Source organism: Kitasatospora sp. NPDC096140 (genome assembly GCF_040303045.1).
In the GTDB taxonomy this organism is placed as follows: Bacteria; Actinomycetota; Actinomycetes; order Streptomycetales; family Streptomycetaceae; genus Kitasatospora.
Genome location: NZ_JBEOUW010000007.1, coordinates 81,264 through 103,526 on the forward strand (window position 1 = coordinate 81,264; position 22,263 = coordinate 103,526).

20 protein-coding genes are annotated in these 22,263 nt (G+C 74.5%); 6 read left to right on the forward strand and 14 right to left on the reverse strand.

All coding sequences use genetic code 11. From position 1 onward, the window contains the following. Nucleotides 1-6: 6 nt before the first annotated feature. From ABT048_RS09080 to ABT048_RS09100, 5 genes are read right to left on the reverse strand one after another with little or no spacing between them, the layout of a single operon-like run. The gene (locus ABT048_RS09080) at nt 7-753 is read right to left on the reverse strand and encodes a hypothetical protein (RefSeq protein ID WP_350520669.1); all 747 of its coding nucleotides are present in this window, start codon (nt 751-753) and stop codon (nt 7-9) included. Then, nucleotides 750-2,186 (reverse strand): DUF58 domain-containing protein, encoded by a 1,437-nt coding sequence (locus ABT048_RS09085; protein ID WP_350520670.1) that lies wholly within the window; start codon nt 2,184-2,186, stop codon nt 750-752. The genes ABT048_RS09080 and ABT048_RS09085 overlap by 4 nt, the downstream gene beginning before the upstream one ends. After that, complete coding sequence (locus tag ABT048_RS09090; protein WP_350520671.1) at nt 2,183-3,250, reverse strand: AAA family ATPase; 1,068 nt, start codon at nt 3,248-3,250, stop codon at nt 2,183-2,185. The genes ABT048_RS09085 and ABT048_RS09090 overlap by 4 nt, the downstream gene beginning before the upstream one ends. Before the next feature lie 52 nt (nt 3,251-3,302). Next, on the reverse strand, nt 3,303-3,848 hold the full coding sequence (locus ABT048_RS09095; RefSeq protein WP_350520672.1) for a hypothetical protein: 546 nt from the start codon (nt 3,846-3,848) through the stop codon (nt 3,303-3,305). Then, nucleotides 3,845-4,888: a DUF4129 domain-containing protein gene (locus ABT048_RS09100; RefSeq protein WP_350520673.1), complete on the reverse strand. Its 1,044-nt coding sequence runs from the start codon at nt 4,886-4,888 to the stop codon at nt 3,845-3,847. The genes ABT048_RS09095 and ABT048_RS09100 overlap by 4 nt, the downstream gene beginning before the upstream one ends. Before the next feature lie 415 nt (nt 4,889-5,303). On the opposite strand from ABT048_RS09100, the gene ABT048_RS09105 reads away from it, so the two are divergent. After that, nucleotides 5,304-6,668 (forward strand): hypothetical protein, encoded by a 1,365-nt coding sequence (locus tag ABT048_RS09105; RefSeq protein WP_350520674.1) that lies wholly within the window; start codon nt 5,304-5,306, stop codon nt 6,666-6,668. A 99-nt stretch (nt 6,669-6,767) separates the two neighbouring features. Here ABT048_RS09105 and ABT048_RS09110 read toward each other — a convergent pair whose 3' ends face one another. Then, nucleotides 6,768-7,343, reverse strand: a complete 576-nt coding sequence (locus ABT048_RS09110; protein ID WP_350520675.1) for a TetR/AcrR family transcriptional regulator — start codon at nt 7,341-7,343, stop codon at nt 6,768-6,770. A gap of 181 nt (nt 7,344-7,524) precedes the next feature. Here ABT048_RS09110 and ABT048_RS09115 point away from each other — a divergent pair, with 181 nt between their 5' ends. Then, nucleotides 7,525-8,262: an SDR family oxidoreductase gene (locus ABT048_RS09115; RefSeq protein ID WP_350520676.1), complete on the forward strand. Its 738-nt coding sequence runs from the start codon at nt 7,525-7,527 to the stop codon at nt 8,260-8,262. 118 nt (nt 8,263-8,380) lie between these two features. On the opposite strand, the gene ABT048_RS09120 is transcribed toward ABT048_RS09115, so the two are convergent. Beyond that, the gene (locus ABT048_RS09120; protein WP_350520833.1) at nt 8,381-9,145 is read right to left on the reverse strand and encodes a VOC family protein; all 765 of its coding nucleotides are present in this window, start codon (nt 9,143-9,145) and stop codon (nt 8,381-8,383) included. Nucleotides 9,146-9,470: 325 nt separating this feature from the next. Here ABT048_RS09120 and ABT048_RS09125 point away from each other — a divergent pair, with 325 nt between their 5' ends. The 3 genes from ABT048_RS09125 to ABT048_RS09135 all read left to right on the forward strand — a co-directional run bounded on the left by ABT048_RS09125 (nt 9,471) and on the right by ABT048_RS09135 (nt 14,173). Continuing rightward, on the forward strand, nt 9,471-12,449 hold the full coding sequence (locus ABT048_RS09125) for a tetratricopeptide repeat protein (RefSeq protein WP_350520677.1): 2,979 nt from the start codon (nt 9,471-9,473) through the stop codon (nt 12,447-12,449). Between the two features lie 235 nt (nt 12,450-12,684). Next, entirely contained in the window at nt 12,685-13,620 is a 936-nt protein-coding gene (locus tag ABT048_RS09130; RefSeq protein ID WP_350520678.1) for a hypothetical protein, read from the forward strand. Between the two features lie 157 nt (nt 13,621-13,777). Next, nucleotides 13,778-14,173 carry a hypothetical protein gene (locus tag ABT048_RS09135; protein ID WP_350520679.1) on the forward strand — a complete coding sequence of 132 codons (396 nt, stop codon included), beginning with the start codon at nt 13,778-13,780 and terminating at the stop codon, nt 14,171-14,173. A 59-nt stretch (nt 14,174-14,232) separates the two neighbouring features. On the opposite strand, the gene ABT048_RS09140 is transcribed toward ABT048_RS09135, so the two are convergent. Then, nucleotides 14,233-14,916, reverse strand: coding sequence for a hypothetical protein (locus ABT048_RS09140; RefSeq protein ID WP_350520680.1), 684 nt, complete (start codon nt 14,914-14,916; stop codon nt 14,233-14,235). Between the two features lie 189 nt (nt 14,917-15,105). Between ABT048_RS09140 and ABT048_RS09145 the strand changes: the two genes are divergently transcribed. Continuing rightward, complete coding sequence (locus tag ABT048_RS09145; RefSeq protein ID WP_350520681.1) at nt 15,106-16,311, forward strand: helix-turn-helix domain-containing protein; 1,206 nt, start codon at nt 15,106-15,108, stop codon at nt 16,309-16,311. Between the two features lie 27 nt (nt 16,312-16,338). On the opposite strand, the gene ABT048_RS09150 is transcribed toward ABT048_RS09145, so the two are convergent. From ABT048_RS09150 to ABT048_RS09175, 6 genes are all read right to left on the reverse strand, one after another. Further along, a complete protein-coding gene (locus ABT048_RS09150; RefSeq protein WP_350520682.1) occupies nt 16,339-16,704 on the reverse strand; it encodes an iron chaperone in 366 nt (121 codons plus the stop codon). Nucleotides 16,705-16,730: 26 nt separating this feature from the next. Further along, the gene (locus tag ABT048_RS09155) at nt 16,731-17,486 is read right to left on the reverse strand and encodes a DUF6928 family protein (protein WP_350520683.1); all 756 of its coding nucleotides are present in this window, start codon (nt 17,484-17,486) and stop codon (nt 16,731-16,733) included. 113 nt (nt 17,487-17,599) lie between these two features. Continuing rightward, nucleotides 17,600-18,562 carry an aminoglycoside phosphotransferase family protein gene (locus ABT048_RS09160; RefSeq protein ID WP_350520684.1) on the reverse strand — a complete coding sequence of 321 codons (963 nt, stop codon included), beginning with the start codon at nt 18,560-18,562 and terminating at the stop codon, nt 17,600-17,602. A gap of 143 nt (nt 18,563-18,705) precedes the next feature. Continuing rightward, a complete protein-coding gene (locus ABT048_RS09165; protein WP_350520685.1) occupies nt 18,706-19,932 on the reverse strand; it encodes an IS110 family RNA-guided transposase in 1,227 nt (408 codons plus the stop codon). Between the two features lie 238 nt (nt 19,933-20,170). Next, a complete protein-coding gene (locus tag ABT048_RS09170; RefSeq protein WP_350520686.1) occupies nt 20,171-20,860 on the reverse strand; it encodes a cysteine hydrolase family protein in 690 nt (229 codons plus the stop codon). A gap of 61 nt (nt 20,861-20,921) precedes the next feature. After that, a complete protein-coding gene (locus ABT048_RS09175) occupies nt 20,922-22,223 on the reverse strand; it encodes an MFS transporter (RefSeq protein ID WP_350520687.1) in 1,302 nt (433 codons plus the stop codon). Nucleotides 22,224-22,263: the final 40 nt, after the last annotated feature.

The window sequence follows — 22,263 nt, forward strand, 5'->3', positions numbered from 1 at the left end:
CGGCGCTCAGTGCCGTCGCCCGCCCGGGCGACGGCGGACGGCGGACGGCGGGTAGTCCGCCGGGGCCGGGGGCTGCGACTGCTCCGGGCGCAGGGCCAGGCCCACCCCGACGGCGGCCGTGGCCAGGCCCAGCGCGGCCAGCGGCCGGGACCACTCACCCACCGTGGCGGGGGCGAACGCGGGTGGCAGGACCAGCAACGAGGCGGTGAGGGCGGCGGCCGCGGAGGCGGGGCGGATGCTCGGGTGCCGGGGGCCGAACGCGTCGAGCAGCAGCAGGTGGGCGGCGAGCAGGACGGTCACGGCGAGCGCCCGGCCCCACGACGGTTCGCCGAGCGCGGCGAGCAGGACGGAGGCGGCGGCGAGGAGGGTGGGGCGGGTCGCGGACAGGCGCGCGAGCCAGGCCGGCGGGGCGCCCGACGCGTCCGGGCCGGCCGGTGCGGGAACGGCGGCCCACAGGGCGCCGACGGCGACCGGCAGCAGGATGACCGGCCCCAGCCGGTCGGTGAGCGTGCCGTCTCCGGTGCCGGCGGCGGCGAGCGCGAGGGCGGTGCCGGTGGCGCGCAGGGCGGCGCGTTCCAGGCGCGGGGCCCAGCCGGTGCGGTGGGCCGGTGCCGCAGCGCCCGTACGGGGGCGGCGGGCCGGTTCGGCGAGCGTGCGCGGCGGGGACCCCGGCTGCGTGGCGCGGGTCGTTCGGGGCGAGGCGGTCGAGCGGGTCGTTCGGGGCGCGTCGGTCGGGCGGGTCGGTGCGGTCATCGGGCGGCTCCCACGATCCGGCGGCGCAGCAGGGGCCCGAGGGCCAGGTCCAGGCTCTCGCCGGGTGTGTGGCGGACCACCGGGATGCCCCGGCCGCGCAGGGTGGCGCGCATCGCCTCGCGTTCCGCGCGCCACAGGCGCAGCGCGAGGGCGTCGGTCTCGTCGTCGGGGCGGGCCGCCGGCTCCCCGACCGGGATCTCCACCACGACGAGCGGGTTGCCCCGTTCGCGGACCCGGCCGAGGACGTCGAGGATGCGCTGGTCGGCGAGCGGGGTGAAGGCGTAGACGAGGGCGTGGCCGGGCAGGGCCGCGAGCGGCAGGGTCGGCAGGGGGCCGCGCGGGGGGCGGTCCTGACGGACCTCCAGCACGCTCTCCACGATGCGGTAGAACTGCCGGTCCCCGGTGGAGGCGGTGAGCAGGCGCAGGCGTCCGCCGACCGCGACGAGGCCGATCCGGTCGTGGCGGCGCAGGTAGGCGCGGGTCAGGCCGGTGGCGGCGCGCAGGGTCTCGTCCAGGCTGCGCAGCCCGGTGGTGGCGTCGATGTAGTCGGCGAGCGTGTCGAGCAGGACGACCGCGTCGGCTGCGCGTTCGGCGGCGAACTGGTTGATCTGGACGGCGTCGCGGCGGGTCGTGGACGGCCAGTGGATCCGGCGCTGCCGCTCCCCGGGTACGTGCGGGCGGACGCCGACGACCTCGATGCCGGTGCCCTCGTGCGCGGTGGTGTGCTCGCCGATCCGTTCGGGCAGGCGGACCGGGATCGGGGTGAGGCGGGCGGCGTCGGGGACGGGGAAGACGTCGACGGTGCCGAGGTCGGTGCGGACGGTGCGGCGGGTCAGGCCGCGGGCGTCGGGGACGTCGAGGTCGACGACGCCCAGGTGCCGGCGGCCCCAGCTGGCGGCGTGCAGGACGAGGTCGACGCCGGTCGGGGTGACGGTCAGCGCGTCCAGGGTGACGCCGGGGCCGAGCGTCACGACGGGCTCCGGCGGGCCGATCCGGCCGTCGTGCTGCACGGTGACGTGCACGGCGACGGCCTCGCCCTCGAAGCAGCGCTGGAGGCGGACGGTGCTCTCGGCGGACAGCCGGGTGGGGCGGCTGCGGCCGGGGGCCGCCAGGGCGAGCAGGACGGCCGCGAACGCGGCCGGGGCCAGGAGCCAGGCGTGGCCGGTGACCAGGGCGGCGAGGGCCGCGACGGTGGCCACGGTGAGCAGACGCAGGGTCTGCTCACCGGGCCGCCAGTACGGTGCCGGCGGGGCGTCGGGCAGGCCGGCGGCGGTGGCGCGGGCGCTGCGGGCGACGGCCAGCGCGCGAACGCGGCGGGCGAGCCGGTCCGTGCCGCTGGTGCCGCCGGTGCCGCCGGTGGCCGTCGGCAGGCTTGCGGCCGGGGCCCGACCGGGGCGGCCCGGGGTCCCGCTGCCGTCCGACGCGGCGTTCACCGTGTCCCCGCCTGGGGCAGCGTCTGCGGTGCGGGGACGGAGGCGACCAGCCGCGCCATCACGTCGTCCGCCTCGATCTGGCGCACCCACAGTTCCGGCTTGAGCGTGATGCGGTGGGCCAGGGCCGGGCCGGCGAGCGCCTTGACGTCCTCGGGGGTCAGGTAGTCCCGCCCTTCCACCATGGCGTGGGCGCGGGCCAGTTGGACCAGCGCCAGGCCGCCGCGGGGCGAGGCGCCCACCTGGATCTGCTGGTCGTTGCGGGTGGCGTCGACGAGGGCCATGACGTACGCGATCAGGTCGTCGTCGACCTCGACCAGCTCCACCGCCGCCCGCATGGCCAGCAGTTCCGCCGGGCCGGCCACGGTCTCCAGGACCGGCTCGGGGGCCGCCCGGTCGATCCTGGCGCGCAGCATCGCCGCCTCGGTGGCGGTGGGGAGGTAGCCCATGCGGACGCGCAGCAGGAAGCGGTCGAGCTGGGCCTCGGGCAGGGCGTAGGTGCCCTCGTACTCGATCGGGTTGGCGGTGGCGATGACCAGGAAGGGGTCGGGCAGCCGGCGGGTGGCGCCGTCGACGGAGACCTGGCCCTCGGCCATCGCCTCCAGGAGGGCGGCCTGGGTCTTGGGCGGGGTCCGGTTGATCTCGTCGGCCAGCAGCAGCTGGGTGAACAGCGGGCCGGGCCGGAACACCATCTCGCCGGTGTTGCGGTCGTAGAAGGGGGCGCCGGTGACGTCCGAGGGCAGCAGGTCGGGGGTGAACTGGATCCGGCGGAAGTCCAGGCCGAGGGTGGTGGCGAAGGATCGGGCCAGCAGGGTCTTCCCGAGCCCGGGCAGGTCCTCGATCAAAACGTGCCCGCCGGCGAGGGCGCCGAGCATGACCAGGCGCAGCGCCTCGGGCTTGCCGACCACGGCCCGTTCGATCTCCGCGATCACCGCGCGGGCGCGCTCGCCGGCCTGTTGCGGGGTGAGCGGCGGAGGAGTCGGGACGGTTCCCTGCGGTGCGGGACCGGCTTGACTGCCGGAACTGGCAGGACTGGCAGCGGCGGGACGGGCGGAAAGGTCGGGCATGACGCTCCTGCAGAAACGATTCGGTCGGTGGGAGGTGATGGAGGGGCGGCCGTCACAGCGAGTCGAGCCGGTCGACCAGCTCGCGCAGGACCGCCGCCGGGAAGGCTTCGGCCGGGGCCGGCGCCAACGGGTCGATCCACGGCCACAGCCGGGGCCCGAGGAGTTCGGCGGCCCGGGCGCGGTCGGCCGACAGGTCCACGCCGTGCGCCTCCGCGAGCCGTACCGTGTAGAGCCGTTGGAGCCGGAAGCGCAGCGGCGTGCTGTCCCCCTGGGGGTCAAGGCCCTGGCGGACCGTCCAGCGCCAGTCGCCGAGGCCGGGCTCGTACGCCTCCATCTCCTGCGGCCGACGGCGCCGGAAGAAGGTCTCGGTCTCGGTCTCCGCCCCGGCGACCCGGCGGGCGACGAGCAGGCCGACGGCGGTCAGCAGGACCGCACCGGCCCCCGCCCCGGGCCAGCCGCCGACCAGGGCGAACAGGATCTCGGCGAGGACGGCGGGCAGGGCCAGCTCGATCAGGCTGTGCCGCACCGAGCCCGGCCGGGCCAGTTCGCGGTCCGTCCCGTCCACGGGCCCGTCGCGTCGGGGTGCTGAACTGCTCACCGCTGCTCCCCTGTTGTGTCAGCTCCCGTTGGGTGGGCGCCTGTTGCATGAGCCGCTGCCGGGGGTGCCTCTGCTGGGTGCGCGACGGCCGGTGTGCCCTCGTCCGCCGCGGCCCCGGCGTCCGCGGGCTGGGCGTCCGCGAGCCGGGCGGCGATGGCGTCCAGGGCCGTACGGGCCCGGTGCACCTGGCGGTCGTCCATCGGGTGGGTCGAATATCTGGCCTCGCGGAACAGCGCCGTCAACTCCCGTGCCCCGGCGGCGTCGACCCGCTCGTCGGACAACACGCGCACCAGCAGCTCCGTCGGGCTCTCCCAGGCCTGCCGGGGCAGTCCGGAGGCGGCCAGCGAACCCTCCATGGCCGCGTAGCAGGCGATCACCGCCGCCCGGGCGTCCGCTCCCTCCAGGGCCCTGCGGCCCGAGGCGACCGCCTCGACGAGTGCGCCCTCGGGGCTCGCGGGCGCAGCGGGCAGCACCTCGGGCAGCTCCCGGCTGCGGCGCCTCGACCTGCGCAGCCGGACCACGGCGAACGCGCCGACGGTGAGGACGGCTGCCGCCGCCAGGGCGATCAGGGCCACGAGCAGCATCCCGAGCCCCTCCCCGGACTCCGGCGAGACCGGCACCGGCGTGGCCGACGGGACGGTCTCGGGGGTGGAGTCGGGCGAGGGCAACGAGAGGTCGGGCAGCGCGTCCCCTCCGGACCGGCTGTGCAGGACCAGCAGCAGGACCGGCACGGCGACGGCGGCCAGGGGCAGCAGGAGCATGGCCGTCTCCCGCAGGCGGTCGGCCCGGGGCGTCGGCCCGTCGAGGTGGCGGACCTCCTCGCGGAAGCGCACCGCGAACCTGCCCACCAGCACGGCCCAGCCGAGCCCGAGCAGCACCACGTAACCGAGGCCCGTCACCGGCCCGCTCGTCGCCGTGCCCAGTAACCCGCCCCCGGGCCGCAGGGTCGCGGCAGCCGTCAGCAGCCCGACGACGACCAGCAGTAACCCCGCCCGTCGGCCGTGCCGTCCGCGCGTACGCGTCGGCGATCCACCGCTCATGCGAACCCCCCGGTCCCCCGCGCGCACGAACGGCGCGCGAGGTGCAGCGTCGCACACCGGCCGTCACGGTGTCACCTGCCGTCGCAGGCAGCCCACACGTCCCCGGTGTCCCCCGCGTCCCGCGCCCCGCCGGCACGTGCCCGACCGGGGCGGAAGACGGTCGGAAAATTTCTTCGAACCCACCTGCAACCCCCGCGGTGGCCGCACGTCTGTATCAGTGAGAGGAACGGAACGGGGCTGACGCACAGGGGGGCCTCCGTCCGGGAGCCGGCCTCCGTGACCCGTCGGGTCCACGAGGCCGCTCGACCGCTCACTCAGGTACGCACAGGTACACGCACACCCACATCCCATCGCCTTCGGTACCGCCGAACCCTCTGTTCGGCATGCCCATGACAAGATTGTTCCAGGGGGAACCATGTCCAGCACCACCCGCGTCCGCCGTTCCCGCCGCGCCGTCACCGTCGCCGCCGCGCTCGGGGTCCTCGCACTGGGCGGCTCGCTCGCGCTCCCGGCGCAGGCCGCCTTCGCCGACGGCGTGCACCAGGGGACGCTGACCGTCCAGACGCCCCAGGAGGTCGGCTTCGCCGGTCAGCCGGTCGCGTTCACCGAGACCGTGACCAACACCGGCACCGAGACCACCGCCTTCTCGCTCGTCCTGCAGACCACGACCGAGGCGGGCACCCCGGAGCACGCGATCACGATCGACTACAAGGACCCGGCGAACGGCAAGTGGACCTCGGTCCCGCTGGAGTTCTACCGCGGCGACGGCGAGGCCACCTACCACGGCCTGATCAACGGCATCACGGTCGCGGCCGGCAAGACCGTGAAGCTGGACATGCGCATCGGCGCCCCGATGGGCCTGCCGCACAACGGTGCGAGCAACGGCGGCTTCCGCTCCATCACCCTGAGCTCCCGCCTCACCGTTCCGGGCACCTGGGAGAACCTGGGCGAGCTGGTCAGGACGATCTCGGTCGAGCCCATCGCCGGCTCCCTGGCCCACGTGCCCGCCACGGCGGTCGCCGGCGGAGCGCCGATCGAGTTCGACGCGGTGCTGTCCAACCCCACCCCGTCCGCCTACATCAACCTCGGCAACGTGCTCTTCACCGACAGCCACGCCACCGTCCAGGTCCGCAAGGCGGACGGCACGTGGACCACGCTGAAGAAGTACGCCACTGACACCGACGACACGGCCGGCGTCTACCTGCAGGGCCGCAACTCCTCCATCGGCGCCGGGAAGACCACGGTGAGCCGGGTGCGCGTGTCCTACGACGGGACCACCCCGCTGGGTTCGACCCGCATCAACCCGTGCGTCTTCGTCAACGAGGGGAGCGCCCCGTTCTGGGGGACCACCAACTGCAGCCAGGGCAGCACCGTCAACGTCGTCGCCCCGGCCTCGACCCCAGCCCCCACCACGCCGCCCACCAGCACCCCCACCACCGCCCCGGGCAAGACCCCCGGCAAGACCGGCGGCACGTCGGGCACCGGCGCCGAGCAGGGCACCGGCACCAAGCAGGGCACCGACACCAAGCAGGGCACGGACGTGAAGCAGGCCACGGACACCAAGCCCGCGACCGACACTGCGCCCGCACCCGTCGCCCCCGTCGTGGCTGCCGCGCCCGCCGTGGGTGCCGGCCCCGCGGCCCCCGCCGCCCCTGCCGTGGGCGAACTCGCCGCCACCGGTGCCGAGTCCAGCACCGTCCCGGCCGTGGCCGCCGCGGCGCTCGCCACCCTCGGGGCCGGCGCGCTCGTCCTCGTCGGCCGCCTGCGCCGCCGGTCCTGAACCACCCCGCGACCCGCGCCCTCCCCGGTCACCCACCGGGGAGGGCGCGGGTCCGTCCGTCCCGGTGGCCGTCCCGCCGCCGCTCTCCACCCCGTAGGCTTACGAACGGACCGTCAGCCCGTCCAGGGTGAGGTCCAGCAGGCGTTCGGCGCGTGCCCGCAGGTCGGGCCCGGCCGAGGTGAGGGCGATGCCTTCGAGGGCGGCCGCGAGGTCGGCGGGGCCGATGTCGGTGCGGATCGCGCCGACGGCCGTGCAGGCGTCCATCAGGGCGGCGAGGGCCTGTCGGATCATGTCCCGGCTGTGGCCGTGCGAGATGCTCCCGGCTGCGGCGAGGGCGCGCAGCGCGTCGGCCATTCCGGCCTTGGCGGCGACGTAGTCGAGGAAGAGCCGGGTCCAGGCGCGTAGCGCTTCGTACGGCGGCTCGGCTGCGAGCAGTCCGGGGACGGCGTCGCACAACTGGGCCAGCTCGTTGCGGTAGACCGCCTCGATCAGGGCCTCGCGGGTGGGGAAGTTGCGGTAGAGGGTCGCGCTGCCGACGCCCGCCGCCTTCGCGATGTGTTCCATGCGGGCGTCGAGCCCGTCCTCGGTGTAGACGCGCACGGCGGCGGCGAGGATCTTGTCCCGGTTGCGCTGCGCGTCGGCGCGCAGCGGGCGGTGCGAGCTGCCGTCGGTCACGTGTCGTCGTCCCTTCCTGTCTGCCGGTCGATCCTTCCCGTCCTGTCCGCCGATTGCCAAAGGGAGGGTTCCCCACTTAACGTGGGATCAAGTGGAGAACTCCCCACTTTCACCATGGGCCAACCTCGGGCCACCCTCGGGCACCCTCAGGCCAGCCCGCCCAACTCCGGAAAGGCTGCTCATGCCGGGAATCGAAGGCAAGGTCGTGGCGATCACTGGCGCCAGTAGCGGCATCGGGGCGGCGACCGCCCTCCACCTCGCCGGGAGGGGCGCCCGGCTCGTCCTCGGGGCACGACGCGAGGACCGACTGGACGCGGTGGTCGCGCAGATCACCGCGCAGGGCGGCAGCGCCGTCGGCGCCGTCGTCGACGTGACCCGCCGCGAGGACCTGCGGCGCCTGACGGACACGGCGCTCGACCGGTTCGGCCGGCTCGACGTCCTGGTCTCCAACGCCGGCACCATGGCGGTGTCCCCGTTCGACGAGCTGCGCCAGGACGACTGGGACGCGATGGTCGCCACCCACATCACCGGCCTGCTCAACGGGATCGCGGCCGCCCTGCCCGTCTTCCGGGCGCAGCGCTCCGGCCAGTTCGTCAACATCGGCTCCACCGCGGCCTACACCGTGAAGTCCCCCCAGGGCGTCTACGCGGCGACCAAGACCGCGGTGAAGGTGCTCACCGAGGGCCTGCGCCAGGAGTCCGGGCCCGACCTGCGCGTCACCCTCGTCTCCCCCGGCTTCACCGACACCGAGGGCGTCGGCAAGGGCGCCGCTCCCGACGTCGCCGCCGCCCTCCTCCGCCGGCGCGACGAGATCGCCATCCCGCCGTCCGCCATCGCCGCCGCCATCGCCTACGCCATCGACCAGCCCGAGGGCGTCGACGTCAGCGAGATCGTCGTCCGCCCCACGGCACAGGACTGACACCGAGGCTCCGCTCCGTCCCGCCTCATTCCCCGCGCGGGACGGGACGCGCGGAAGGTCCCGGCCGTCGTGCGGACGGGACCTTCGGCGGGGGGCGGGGCGTTGCCCGGCGGGCGGGTCAGCCGGTGGTGCGGGGTGCGAAGACGCCGAAGGTGGCGCCCTGCGGGTCGCGGACCACGGCGATCCGGGGACCGTTCTCCATCTCCACGTCGACGGGCCCGTGCAGGACCTCGGCCCCCAGGCGCGTCGCGGTCGCCGCGGCGGAGTCCACGTCCGCGACCTGGAAGTACGGGGCCCAGTGGGACGGGACCTCCGCCGGGATGGAGGCGTCCATCGCCATCACGCCGCCGAACATCTCACCGGCCAGGCCGACCATCGGGTAGACGTCGTCCGGCCAGACCTGCCAGCCGAGGGTGGTCTTGTAGAACTCGACCGCGGCGTTCCTGTCCCGGGTCGACAGGTCGACCCAGCCGAAGGCGTTCGGCTCGTTCACCACGCCGAACCCGGCGAACTTCCGGGCCTGCCAGACGGCGAACGGCGCGCCGGTCGGGTCGCTGAGCAGCGCCCAGCGGCCGAGGTCGCCGATCTCCATCGGCCCCATCCACACCTGGGCGCCCGCGCCCTTGGCGGTCCCGCAGGTGCCGTCGACGTCGTCGGTCGCGAAGGACACCAGCCACATCACCGGCTGCTGCGGGTTCATCAGCGGCGCCACGGCCGCGGCGGGCGCGCCGCCGTGGGAGAAGGTGGTGTAGCCGCCGTACTGCGGGTCGGGGTCGGTCTCGGCGCTCCAGCCGAACAGTTCGCCGTAGAACGTCTGAGCGGCGGGGAGGTCGCGGGCGCTCAGCTGCGCCCAGCACGGGGAACCGGGGACGATCTTGGTCACCTTCAACGCACGAGCCTCTCGGTATCGGGTTCGGGGCAGGAGGACCATATCCGACAGTTCGTCAGATATCCGGCACGACCGGCGGTTCGGGGGACGGCCCGGTGCGGCCGGGCCCCGTTTCCCGTCCGGGGGCCGAGGGCAGAGCGCTTCCAGGGGCCGGTGCCGGAGCGCTGGGGTTCTGTCACGTCCCGTCGCGCACCGCGGCAGAGGTGCCGCGCAGCAGGAGAAGGGACTCCGGGGTGGCACATCGTGAGGCAGGGCCGCCGGTCACCCCGATCGGCGTCACCGGCACCACCGACACGGCAGCGGCCGGGGCGGGCGCCGCATGAGCGCCGCCGACCGCGGCGACCGCACCGAGGGCGGCGCCGACGGCGACTCCCAGCCGCTCTACGTCCAGAACGTCATCGCCGTCAGCGGCTTCGCCTACGGCACGATCGGCGCCGACATCCACGTGCACGGCGCCGACGGGCTCCCGCTGTACCTGCTCGCCGCCTGGCAGCGCACGGTGGACACCGACCCGGGGTGGCTGCGCGAACTCCCGAGCCGGATGCTCAACGCCCGCCGCGCCGTGGTGCCCTTCACCGGCCGCCACGACGAGCTCGCCCGGCTGCGGGAGTGGCGCGACGGCGACGGCGCGCGGTTGGGGGTGCGCTGGCTGTACGGTCCGGGCGGCCAGGGCAAGAGCCGCCTGGCGGCCCGGTTCGCCGAGGAGTCCGCCGAGGCGGGCTGGAAGGTCGTCGTCGCCTTCCACGGCCCCGACGCCGACCCGATCCCGCCCGGCAGCCAGGATCTGCGCCCCGCCGGGGCGACCGGGGTGCTGTTGATCGTCGACTACGCGGACCGGTGGCTCACCACCAACCTGACCTGGCTGCTGAAGAACGCCCTGCTGCACCAGAGCGGCGTGCCCACCCGGGTGCTGATGCTGGGGCGCACCATGGACGAACTGCCCCAGCTGCGCGGCATCCTGGACACCTACCAGGCCGGTGTGTCCGTCCAGCCCCTCCCGGCCCTGCCCGCGGACGGCGCGGGCCGCGGCGCGATGTTCACCGCCGCCCGGGACGCCTTCGCGGCCGTCTACCGCCTGCCCGACGCAGCCGCGGTCCGGCCGCCCCTGGCGTTGCACGGCACCGAGTTCGGCCTGACCCTGGCCGTCCACATGGCCGCCCTGGTCGCCGTCGACGCCCGTGCGACCGGATCCGCCCCGCCGGCGGACCGGTCCGGCCTGACCATGTACCTCCTGGACCGCGAGCGGCTGCACTGGGCGCGGCTGTACGGCGACGGCGCCAACGCCGGGCAGGACGGGAACGGCTTCCGCACGCCGCCCGAGGTCATGAACCGGGCCGTGTACGCCGCCGTCCTCACCGGCACCCTCTCCCGCGCGGCCGGTACGGCGGTCCTCGACCGGCTCCGGTTGCCGGACCCTCCGGACGTCCTGAACGACCACACGTCCTGCTACCCGCCGGCCGCAGCCGACGCCTCGACCGGACCCGCAGCACCCACTGCGACAGCAGCACCGACCACACCGATCCCCGACCAGGTCCTGGAGCCCCTCTACCCCGACCGCCTCGCCGAGGACTTCCTCGCCCTGACCGTGCCGGGCCACCACCTCGCCTACCCGCCGCAGCCGTGGGCGGTGCCCGACACCTCGTCGCTGCTCACCCGGCACGGGCCCGAGCGCGCCCCCGCGCCCTGGACGCCCCGCGCGGTCACCTTCCTGCTGTCGGCCGCCCAGCACTGGGAGCATCTCGGCCCGCAGCACCTCTACCCGCTGCTGCTGGCGGACCCGCGGCTGGCGGTCGACGCCGGGAGCGCCGCGCTGACCGTCCTCGCCGGGCTGCCCGACGTCGTCCCCGTCCTCGAAGCCGTCGAGCCGCACCTGCCGCCCGACCGGCACACCGACCTCGACCCCGGCATCGCGGCCGTGATCGGCCGCCTGACCGAGCACCTGCTGCGCCGCACCCGGGACCCGAACGACCGGGCGCTCCTCCACACCCGTCTGGCCACGCGCCAGTCGCACGCCGGTCTCCACCGCCAGGCGCTGGAGAACAGCGTGCAGGCGGTCGCGTGCCTGCGCGGCCCGGCCGAGGAGGATCCCGTGCAGTACCTACCCGACCTGTCCAATGCGTTGGCCAACCTCGGCGTGTGCCGGTCGGTGCTGGGGCAGGCCGCCGAGGCGCTGGAGGCCACCGAGGAGGCCGTCCTCCTGGCCCGCCGTCATGCGGCCGAGCACCCCGCGGCCCGCCGTCCCGGTGCTCCGCAGGCCGACCTGTCCCGCCCGCTGAGCAACCTGGTCCACCACCGGCTGGCGACGGGACGCCTCGACGAGGCCCTGGAGGCGGCCCGGCAGGCGGTGGACCTGTGCCGCGACCTGTCCGACGCGGACCCCGACGGTTACCGGCCCGCCTACGCCCGTGCGCTGGTCAACGCCGGGATCGCGCTGTTCGAGTCGGGGCACCGGGCCGACGCCGTCGACGCCGGCCGGACCGCACTCGCCGTCTACCGGGCCCTCGCCGCCGACAGCCCGGACCGCTTCGACCCCGAGTTCGCGACATCGCTGGTCACCGTGGCCAACCACCTGTGGGGCATGGGGCGCGGCACGGAGGCGCTCGGGGTCGCCGCCACCGCCGTGGGCATCCGGCGCCGGCTGGCCAGGGCGAACCCCGACGCCTTCCGGCCCGCACTCGCCCGCGCGCTGACCGCACTCGGCGTCTACCAGCGGGCGGCCGGCCGCGACGACGAGGCGCTGACGACCGCCGAGGAGGCCGTCCGCCAGTGGCGCGAACTGGTCGCGGCCAACCCGGCGTTGCACGAGGAGTTCCTCGCCGCCGCGCTGTCCAACCTCGGCAACCGGCTCGCCGCCGCCGCCCGGCCGGAGGAGGCCCTGACCGCCACCGAGGAGGCCGTGCTGATCCTCGACCGCCGGGCCGCGACCGGCCGCGCCGTCGACCGGGACAGCTTCGCCATCGCGTTGAACAACCTGGGCAACCGGCTGGCCGCGGTGAACCGGCCGGAGGCCGCCCTCGACACCTCGCGGAAGGCCGTGGAGATCTACCTCGTCCTGGTCGGCGAGCACCCGGCGGCGTACCAGCCGGCCCTGGCCCGGGCGCTCGCGAACCTGGGCATCCGATGGGCGCAGCTCGGCTTCCTCCGCAAGGGGCTGGACGCGACCGAGGAGGCGGTGCGCATCCAGCAGGCCCTGGCGGCCGCGAACCCCGAGGCGTTCACGACCGACCTGAGGCGCTTCACCTACAACCGTGACGCGCTCCGCGCAGAGCTCGCCGAGCGCCCGCCCCGGCCACGGTGACCCACACCGCTCCGGCCGGGCCCTGCGGCGATCACAACAGTTGCCACAACTGTCGCTTCCCAGTCGACAACGGACCGTTCATCGTCAACTCGCATGCCAGCGATGTCTTTTGACGACCGATTGGATCTCGATCCGGCGTACCGTGTTACGTTTCGCAGACCAACGGAGAACAGGTTGACCCCGGCGGCGCTACCAACACCCCGGGGTCCGGCACAAGGAAGCCAAGGAACTCCCGATGCGTATTCATCGTAGCGTCCCCGTACGTGACTTCACCGTACTTCCCAACAACGTCCTGCAGTACCGACGGCTCTCCTACACTGCCCGCGGTCTGCTCGCGGACCTCCTCTCCCGCCCCGACGGCTGGCAGGAGGACGGTCGGCAGATGGCCGACACCAGCCCCCAGGGGCGAAGCGCCGTCCGCAAGGCCCTGAAGGAGCTGATCGCGGCCGGCTACTACCGGGTCGTGACGGTCCGCCTGCCCGACGGCACCCTCCGCACCGAGAACCACGTCTACGACACCCCTCAGCTCCCGGCACCGGGTACCACCCCTCCGGCGCCCGGTGGGGCGACCACCGGTGGTGCTGACGCCCTACCAAAGAACCGAGACAAAGAACCCTCCCTCCCGGCCGCCGCGGAACGCGACGGGCCGGAGGTCGAACACCGGGCCGCCGAGGACCCTCCCCCTCCCCCTCCCCCTCCCGCTCCCCCGGACGAACGAACGCGGGAGGCGGTCGCAGCACTCTTCCGGGCGATCCGGCCCGAGCCCCGTCTCCACCTCGGCGAGGCCGAAGCCCGGAAGCTCGCCCCGCTGGTCGCCCGGTGGCTGGAGCGCGGCGCCACCCACACCGAACTCGCCCAGGCCCTCCTGCCCGGGCTCCCCGCCCCCCTGCACTCGGCGGCAGGGGTGATCCGCTACCGCCTGGAAAACAAGATGCCGCCCGAACGAGCCCCCGCACGCCCGGCAGCGGCCCGGTACGCCGAGTGCGCCAAGTGCCACGACCCGGTACCGAAGCCCGGCATCTGCCGCCCCTGCGCCGGGCTCGGCGCACCCACGCCCGCCGTCGGCGGCAGCGGGGCGACCACCCTCGTCGGAGTGGCCCGTGCCCGGGCGGCCCTGCGTGCGGCCCGTACGACCGCACTGGGCCTCGGCGGACTGGCCCAGCCGGGGTGAGACCTCGCCGGTGTGCCGCGGGTGTACCGCCGGGGCACCGAGCGGGCGCTCCGAGCAGCCGCTCCGCCGGGCGGGACGCGCGACTGCGGGCCCGTCCGACTGATCCGGATGCCACCGTGCGCGTGCAGCACACCGGCCCTGCGGCGAGGTTGAGGGGATGGACACCATCATCGTGCTCGAAGCCGACACCCCGACCAACGTCCGGCTGCTCGGTGCCGACCACACACCGGCCGACCCCGAGAATCCCGTACGCCGCGCGCACACCGCCCGGGCAGCGGCCTCGGGCGTCTGCGACCCGCTCACGCTGTGCGGCCTGGACACCTCCGACATGACCCTCGCCCCGCACCGGTCCACCGACCTCGGCGAACCGCACCCCCGCCTCCCCTGGGCCACCTGCAGCAGCTGCCGCAAGGCCGAGGAGGGCACCCGGCCCGCCCCCGTCGCGGACCGCGCCACTGCGGACAGCGCCCCTGCGGACAGCCCCGGCACGGACGGCGCCGGCACGGACGGCCCGGAGGACGCGCCGCTCCCGGCCGAACCCCCGGCGCCCTGAACCCGCGAAGGCCGGACGGGGCCGCGAGAGCGGCCCCGTGCCCCCGGCACGCGCCGGGCTCAGCCGACGATCAGCTCGCGGCCGTACCCGGTTTGGGCAACCTCGTCGTGGAGGTCGGCGAGTTGGCGGTCGGGATTCAGCAGGGCGACGACGGCGTCGGTGAGCGGCTGGTGATCGAGGACGTGCTGGATCGCCGTCAGGTCGGGCGCCTTCTCGTAGTACTCCTCGGCGAACTCCCGATAGGCCGCGGCCGTCCCGGCCACCAGCACGTCGAAGATCCAGCTCGCGCCGTCCACGTCGCCGTCGTTCCCGTCCGGGAGGTCCACGGCCCCACTCCGCCATTCGGCATCCGAGGACTCGCGCCAGAAGCACACCGTCGCCCGCAGGGTCCCGTCCGACTCGCAGAAGGACGGCTCGGTCAGGAGCGGCTGGAACGCCTCGGGCACCGAATCCACCAACCCGGGCCACAGCCGGAGCGGATCCTCGGCCCAGGGTGTCATCGGCGACTCGTGGTCGAAGCCGCGGGCGAACGCGCCGGCCGCCGAGAACACCACCGAGTAGTCGTTCCCCGAGCCGTCCTGCATCGACGCCAGCATCTCCGACCCGGACCAGGCCGGGTCGAACGCGTAGTAGCGCAGCGACGGCTCGTCGCACATGATCACGTCCAGCACCGCCATGGCCTGCGCCCGGTCCCGAACGGCTGAGATCTCCGGAAGTCGGCTGGTCACGTCGTATACGGTCATGCGCCGATTCAACCGCAGCCCACCGGGCACGGTCACCGTCGCACCGTCCGGGAGACCGGAGAGATCACCTCCACGCGCCGACGAGGACCGCCGGTTCCACCGTCTACCACGGCCCAACCCGCCCATGTCGCCCCGCTCACGGGGGCGGGTACCTTCCGGGTACGGCCATGCACCCGGAAGGGGATCAGGATGACGCAGTGGGGTGACTACACCACGGGCGAGCGCATCAAACTTCTGCGCGGTCCGGACGTGACTCAGGAACAGCTCGCCGAGGCCTCGGGCCTGTCCGTGGCGACCATCCGAAAGGCGGAACGCGATCTCGGTGGGAGCCTGCAGACCCTGCTGCGGATCTCGGCCGCGCTGAACACCGACGTGTCGGTGATCCTCGGCCAGCAGGCGCCCCGCCGGGCGATGCACGGCGCCGACCGGGCGATGATGCGCGAGCTGTCCCGCGCCGTCCACGACACCGCCGCCGGCGTCGGCTTGGACGTGCAGCCCCCGGCCCCGGCCGAGCTCGCCGCCGGGCTCACCGCCGCGTGGGAGACCTACCGCACCGGTGACTTCGTCGGCGCGGGCGTGCGCATCGCCCCGGCCCTGCGCGAAGCCGCCGCTACCCTGCGGGCCGTGCCCGCCGACCGGCAGGGCACGGCCGCCGGCCTCCTCGCGGACGCCTACCGGCTCGCCGCGTACGTGGCCAACCAGTTCGGCGCCCGGGACCTCGCGTACGCGGGGATCGGGCACGCCCAGCACCAGGCCGACCAGGCCGGGGACACCGTCCGCTCGGCCATGGTCGCCTCGGGCCGGTCGTGGATCTACCTGCGGGATGCCCGCCTCGACCAGGCCGCGCAGACGGCTCGGATGTCCTACGAAGCGATCGAGCCCCGGTACGGGGACCGCGATCTCGGGCTGCTCGCCACCTACGGATGGCACGTGACCTTCGCGGCCGTCGTCGCGGCCCGGCAGGGCGACGTCGCCCGGGCGGACGACCTGCTCTCCCAAGGGCACGCCGTCGCCGCCCGGATGGGCCGGGACGTCACGGTGAACGGCACGGCGTTCGGGCCCGCTACGGTCACCGCACAGGCGATCGGCATCACGGTGTCCACGGGACGCCCCGGCAAGGCCCTCGGCCTGTTCGGGTCGATCGGTGACCCGTCCGGCCTCACGCCGTCGGCACGCAATCGGATGCTGCTGGACGTCGCCCTCGCACAGGCGGAGACACGGCAGTCGGACACCGCCCTGGACACGCTGTTGGACGTCTGCTCGGCCGCGCCGGGGTGGGCCCGGAACCAGGCCCTGCCGGGGGTGATCGCGCAGAAGGCGAGCGCGGGCAGCGCGACCACCGCCAAGCTGCGGAAACTGTCGGCGATCCTCGGCACGTCCATGGTCATCGGCTGACTGATACAGGGCGTATCAGGACCGGCGTCAGCAGACTGTGCCCGGCCGTGCCGCAGTTGCTCGCAAGAGGTCCTGCACCAGACCGAAGTCGATCGCTTGCGGCCTGCGGAACCGCAGACACCCCTTGCCCATGTCCTGCCCCGCCAGCCGTTCGGCGAACGCCTCGCGCACATCACTGCGCATCAGATAGAAGGAGATGTACTGCTTCTGGCTGGCGAAGGCGATCTCGGCGACACCGTCCCGCTCATATGCCGGCATTCCGTAGGCCATGAGCTCCGTGAAGCCCTTCAGCTCCTGCCGGCACAGCTGTCGCAACTCGGCCAGCGCGTCTCTACGGTCATCGGGCACCTCGGCCAGGTAGCCATCCACGTCTTTCGCTGCACTTTGCACCATCACGAGAGGATATGTCGCCTCCTTCCCTAGGAGTCGTCTCTGATCAACGTGCCGTCCGGGCCGAGCCGGTGGACGCGCGGCGGGGGCATGGCCGCGATGGCCGCTTTGAGGGCGGCGTCCCGCTCGGCGGGGTCGGGGGCGTTGGGGTCCCGGACGAGGTAGCCGTGCAGGGCGACGGTCTCCGCGGCCAGGTCGCCCGGCTCCGGGCAGCCCTCGACGACGAAGCCGCAGAGCGCGCGCAGCGCGTCCTCGCCCATGTCCAGCGGGTGGAAGGGCAGCGGGTACGGCTCCTCTTCCTCGTCCGGCCACGGGACGATGTCGGCCGGGCGCTCCCCGGCCCAGTAGGGCGTCTCGAAGGGGAGCGGCTCGCCGATGTCCTCGATGATCCCGCTGTCCGGGGACAGGCTCAGCGCGCGGACGAGGTGCCCGTCCTCCCACACGCCGAAGGCCAGCCAGTCGACGACGCTGTGCATGGCGTGCAGGACCATCCGCCGGCCCGCGCTCGCCGCCACCAGTTCGTCCGGGAGGCGGGACGGAAAGTCGATCATGAACCGTTGGTCGCAGACCAGCTCCACCCCCGGCCAACTCCCCGCGTGGGCAAGGCCGTTCGGGGGATGGACCCCGCGCCCGAGGTTCGACGGGGCGGCCGCGTCGATCGCCCAGCCCGGGTACAGGCGCCGCATCATCGCGGCCGTCCGCTCCCGGTCCGGCGCACCGACCCGCTTCAGCAGGCCCGGCGCCTCCCCGTCGGCGTACACGAGCAGCCCGGTCTTGGCCCCCACGGTTCCTCCCTCACGACGAATGCCCACGTTGCGCTCGCAAGCTACTCGCCGGCACCGACAGAGCGCCGGGCGCTCGGCCGTGGGTGGGGCGGGGCGGCGACCGGCAGGCTTCGTCAGTGCCCGGCCGTCGCGGTGAGGCGTCGCAGGGCGGCGTGGCCGGGTGGGCCCCAGGTGGGTTTGCCTCCGGGGCGACCGCGGACACCGGCCTCTCCGATGAGGATCCCGACGAGGGCGCGCAGCACCGCGCATCCGCGGGCGCGGCGCAGGGTCGCGGCGTCCGGAGCCGGCCGGTCGGCGGCACGGGAGCGGGAGGCGACCCGGGACCGGTAGGTGTCGTGGAAGCGGTCGACGGCACCGTCCGGCAGGAGGATCCAGGCGGCGGCGAGGTCGTAGGCCGGATCGCCTGCGCACAGGTCGCCGAAGTCGATCACGCCGCAGAGGGTGCCGTCCGCGGTGAGGACGTTCGCCGGGTGGAGGTCGGCGTGCAGCCACAGCGCCGGGCCCGCCCAGCCGGGCGCGGCGACGGCGTCCTCCCAGACGGCGCGGACGGCGTCCGGGTCGGGGATCAGCCCCATCTCGTCGGCCGAGGCGAGCATCCTGGCGAACCCCTCCGCGTGCTCGGCCAGCGGCCCCCCGCGGTCGCGGCCGACGGGCGCGCCGTCGGGGGCGGGCCGGTGAAGGGCGGTCAGGAACCCGGCCAGGCGGTCGGCCGCGTGGGTGGCCCGCGTGGCGGGGGCGCGGTCGCCGGGCGCGCCGGGGACCCACGTGGTGACGATCCAGGGCCGCGGGAACCGCTCGGAGGGCTCCCCGAGGCGCTGCGGGACGGGGACCGGCAGGGGCAGCTGCGGGGCGAGGGAGGGCAGCCACGCGTGTTCCTTGCGCAGCAGCCCGTCCGCGGAATCCGTCGCCCAGGGCAGGCGGACGGCGAGGTCGTCGCCGAGCCGCCACAGCTGGTTGTCCCAGCCGCGTGCGCCGAGCCTGATGGGGCGGTCGGCCAGGTCGGGATGCTGGTCGCGGAGCAGCTCCCGGACGAGCTCCGCGGTCATCTCGGTCGCGGTGTGCGCGGTGTGGGCCATGGGTGACCACCGTAGTGGCGAAGGGGCTCACCGGTGCGTGCTTCGGCGGCCCTGGCCGGACGGGGTGGGTGTGGGTGGGCGCGGGATGGGCGCGCTCTGGGCGCCGAGCGCGGTTCGGGTCAGACACCCCATGACGTTTGAGGTCAAGCGGCATGGAGGTCTGCGTGGTGGGACCAAGCGGTCGCTTCGTCGTAGTGGGTGCGGGTCTTGAGGCATCCGTGGAGGATGCCGACGAGCCGGTTGCCGAGCTGGCGGAGGGCGGGGTTGTAGCCGGCTTCGCGGGCTCGTTGCTTGTCGTAGTAGCGGCGGGCACCGGGTGAGGCGCGCAGGGCGGAGAACGCCTGGCGTTGGAGGGCGTCGGCGAGCCGGTTGTTGCGCACGTAGCGGGCCTGGACGCTGTGGCTCTTGCCGGAGGCCCGGGTGACTGGGCTGGTCCCGGCGTAGTTCTTGCGGGCCTTGGCTGAGCTGTAGCGGGTGGGGTCGTCCCCGAACTCGGCGAGCACCCGGGCGCCGGTGATCTCGCCGATGCCGGGCATCGACAGGTAGATCTCAGCGTCCGGGTGCGCGAGAAAATGTGCCCTCACCTGCTCTTCCATCGCGGCTATCTGCTCGTTGAGGGCGAGCAGGAGACGGGCGTGGGCGGTGGTGGCGGCCGCGTAGGCGGCCGTGACCGGCTCGGGCAGCTCCAGGTATGTCTCGCGCAGTGCGGCCTGGATCGCGCCGGCCTTCTGGTCCCGGTCGCGGCGCCGGGCCCGGGCCAGGACGGCGGCGATCTGGGTGCGGGTCAGCTTCGCCGCCCTCTGCGGCGTGGGTGCCTTGATCAGCAGTTCCAGCGCGTCGGCGCTGGTCAGCTCCAGGGACGCGTATGCGGTCAGCGCGCCGGGGAAGTACTCGCGTAGCGTGCTGCGCAGCCGCTGGAAGGTGCGGGTGCGTTCCCAGACCAGGGTCTGGTGGGCGCGGGTGACGACCTTGACGGCCTGGGCCCGGTCGCTGTCGCCGGCAATGGGCCGCAGCTGGTCGCGGTCGATGCGGACCATGTCGGCGAGCGCGTGGGCATCGCCCTTGTCGCTCTTGGCACCGGAGGTGGCGTATCGCTCCTTGAAGCGGGCGACCTGCCGGGGGTTGATCGCGTAGACCTGGTAGCCGGCGGCGATCAGGGCCTGCACCCAGGTGCCGCGGTCCGTCTCGATCCCGACGATCACGTCGGCGGGGTCGGGGTCCTCGCCGGCGTGCCTGGCCACGACCTCGTGCAGTTTGGCGATGCCCTCCACGCCCTCGGGCAGCCGGGCGGCGGCCAGCTTCCGGCCGGTCGGGTCCTGGACCTCGATGTCGTGGTGGTCCTCGGCCCAGTCGTCGCCGATCAGTAGCAACTCGTCCTCCCCATCGTGTACTTGCCGGTCGTGCAGCCAGCGGAAGACACGGCACGCGGCCTAATGGATCCAGTGCTCACGCCTTGTTCGGCGGGCACGCCACCCCATCAGCGGTCATGGCCTTCCGGCCGACCAGCAGGGGCACGGTCTGACCCCAGAACTCGCAATGGTTCCGGCGACACGAGTGCTCACCTGCCGGCGGCTACGGCACCGAGTCTCTACGACTCAGCAAGTCCCATTAGGCGGCGCGGAGCAGGGCGGGCAGGGCGGCGGTGTCGATGATGCGGGCCCGGGTGGGGAGGACGTGGCGGAGCAGGACGTCGTGGACGTCGGGGTCCGGGTCGGCGACGCCGTCGGACAGGACGTGGAGCCGGTAGTCGCGGTCGGCCGCGTCGAGGACGGTGGACAGGACGGCGCCGCCGGTGCTGACGCCGGCGACGACCAGTGCGGTGAGGCCCCGCTCGCGCAGCCGGCGGTCGAGGTCGGTGGTGGACAGGGCGCCGTGGCGGGTCTTGCGGACGACGATGTCGCCGCCGCCCTCCCGGGGAGCCAGGCGCTCGTGGACGGCGGCGGCGGGGTCCTCGTGGTGCATGGCGCGGTGGCGGGCCAGTGCGGCGAAGGAGGTGTTGGCGGCCGGGACCGCGGCCCAGTCGGCCTCGGTGAAGCCGAGGCGTCCGTGGACGACGGTGCCGCCCGCGGCGCGTACGTCGGCGACGGCTCCTTGCAGGCGGGTGAGCAGGGCCTCGCGCTCCCCCTCGTCGGGCAGGACGGCGGCCAGGACCGCGGGCTGGCAGTCCAGGACGAGCAGGGCGGTGTGCGCGGGGTCGAGGGCAAGGTCGGTGCTCACGCGGGTGTCCTCCTGGGTTACGGCGGCGGTGGCGGTCACGGCGGCGGCGGTGGCGGTCACGGCGGTGGCGGTAGCGGTCACGGCGGTGGCGGTGGCAGTTACGAGGGCGGTGACGGCAGTGGCGCTTGCGGCGGCGCGGGAGTCAGGCCGGGTTGTCGGCCGGCACCGACGGCACCGGATCCGGCTGCGCCACCTGGTCGCGGCGGGGCAGCAGCAACGGGGTGGCCAGGATGGCCAGCCCCGCGACGGCGAGGGTGGTGCGCGGGCCGGTGGCGCCGGCGAGCAGTCCGCCGAGCGCCGTGAGGACGGCGATCGCCGCCTGCTGCCCGATCGACCAGGCCGCCAGGGTGCGGGCGACGAGGTGCTTGGGGGTGTGTTCGAGCCGGTAGGTGGCGAGCACCGGGGTGTAGAGGCTCATGTTGACGATGATCGCCAGCTCGACGGCGATCACGGTGACGAGGCCGACGACGCCGGGGCGGACGAAGGCCAGGCCGATCAGCCAGACGGCGCGCAGGGTGCCGGCGGTCCGGAACACCCGGTGCCGCCCGTAGCGGGCCACGACGCGGGGGGCCAGCCGGGAGCCGACGAGTCCGCCGAGGCAGGGGGCGGCGAAGGCGAGGCCGTACTGCCAGGGGGCGAAGTCGAGTCGGCGCAGCAGGAGGACGGCGAGCACCGGCTCGGTGGCCATGATCAGGCCGGAGACGAGCACGTTGTTGAGGTAGAGCGCGCGCAGACCGGGGTCGCCCAGGATGTGCCGCCAGCCGTCCAGCACCCCGCCGGCCCGGACCGGGCCGGTGCCGGTGGCAGTGCCGCTGCCGCTGCCGGTGTCGCTGCCAGTGCCGGTGCCGGGCGGCCGCGGGGCCTCCTCCCGGCCGCCGATCGCGGTGATGCCGAGCGCGGACAGCAGGTAGCCGAGCGCGTCGGCCACCACGGTGGTGACCGGCCCGAACACCCCGATCGCCGCGCCGCCCAGCGGTGGCCCGACCGCGATGGAGCTCCAGTTCGTGGACTCGAACCGGGCGTTGGCCACGAGCAGGTCCTCCGGCCGGACGAGGGCCTTGAGGTAGGCGCCGCTTGCCGCGCCGAACGCGATCTTGGCGGCGGCGACCACGATCGAGACCACGAGCAGCTGGACGAAGCCAAGCCACCCGAGGGCGTAGGCCGCCGGGATGCTCGCCATGGCCGCGAACCGGGTCAGGTCCGTCGCGATCATGACCGGGCGTTTGCGCCGGAACTCCACCCACGGCGCGAGCGGCAGCGCGACCAGCGCTCCCACCGCGGGCCCGACCGCGGACAGCGCGGACACCTCGGCCGGACCGGCGTGCAACACCAGCACGGCGATCATCGGCAGTGCCCCGAACCCCAGCCCGGACCCGTACGCGCTCACCGCGTACGCCGCCCACAGCCAGCCGAACCGGCGGCCCAGCCGCTTCCTGCCCCTCATGCTCGATGTGCCTCCTCGCCGTCTCGATCACACAAACCGG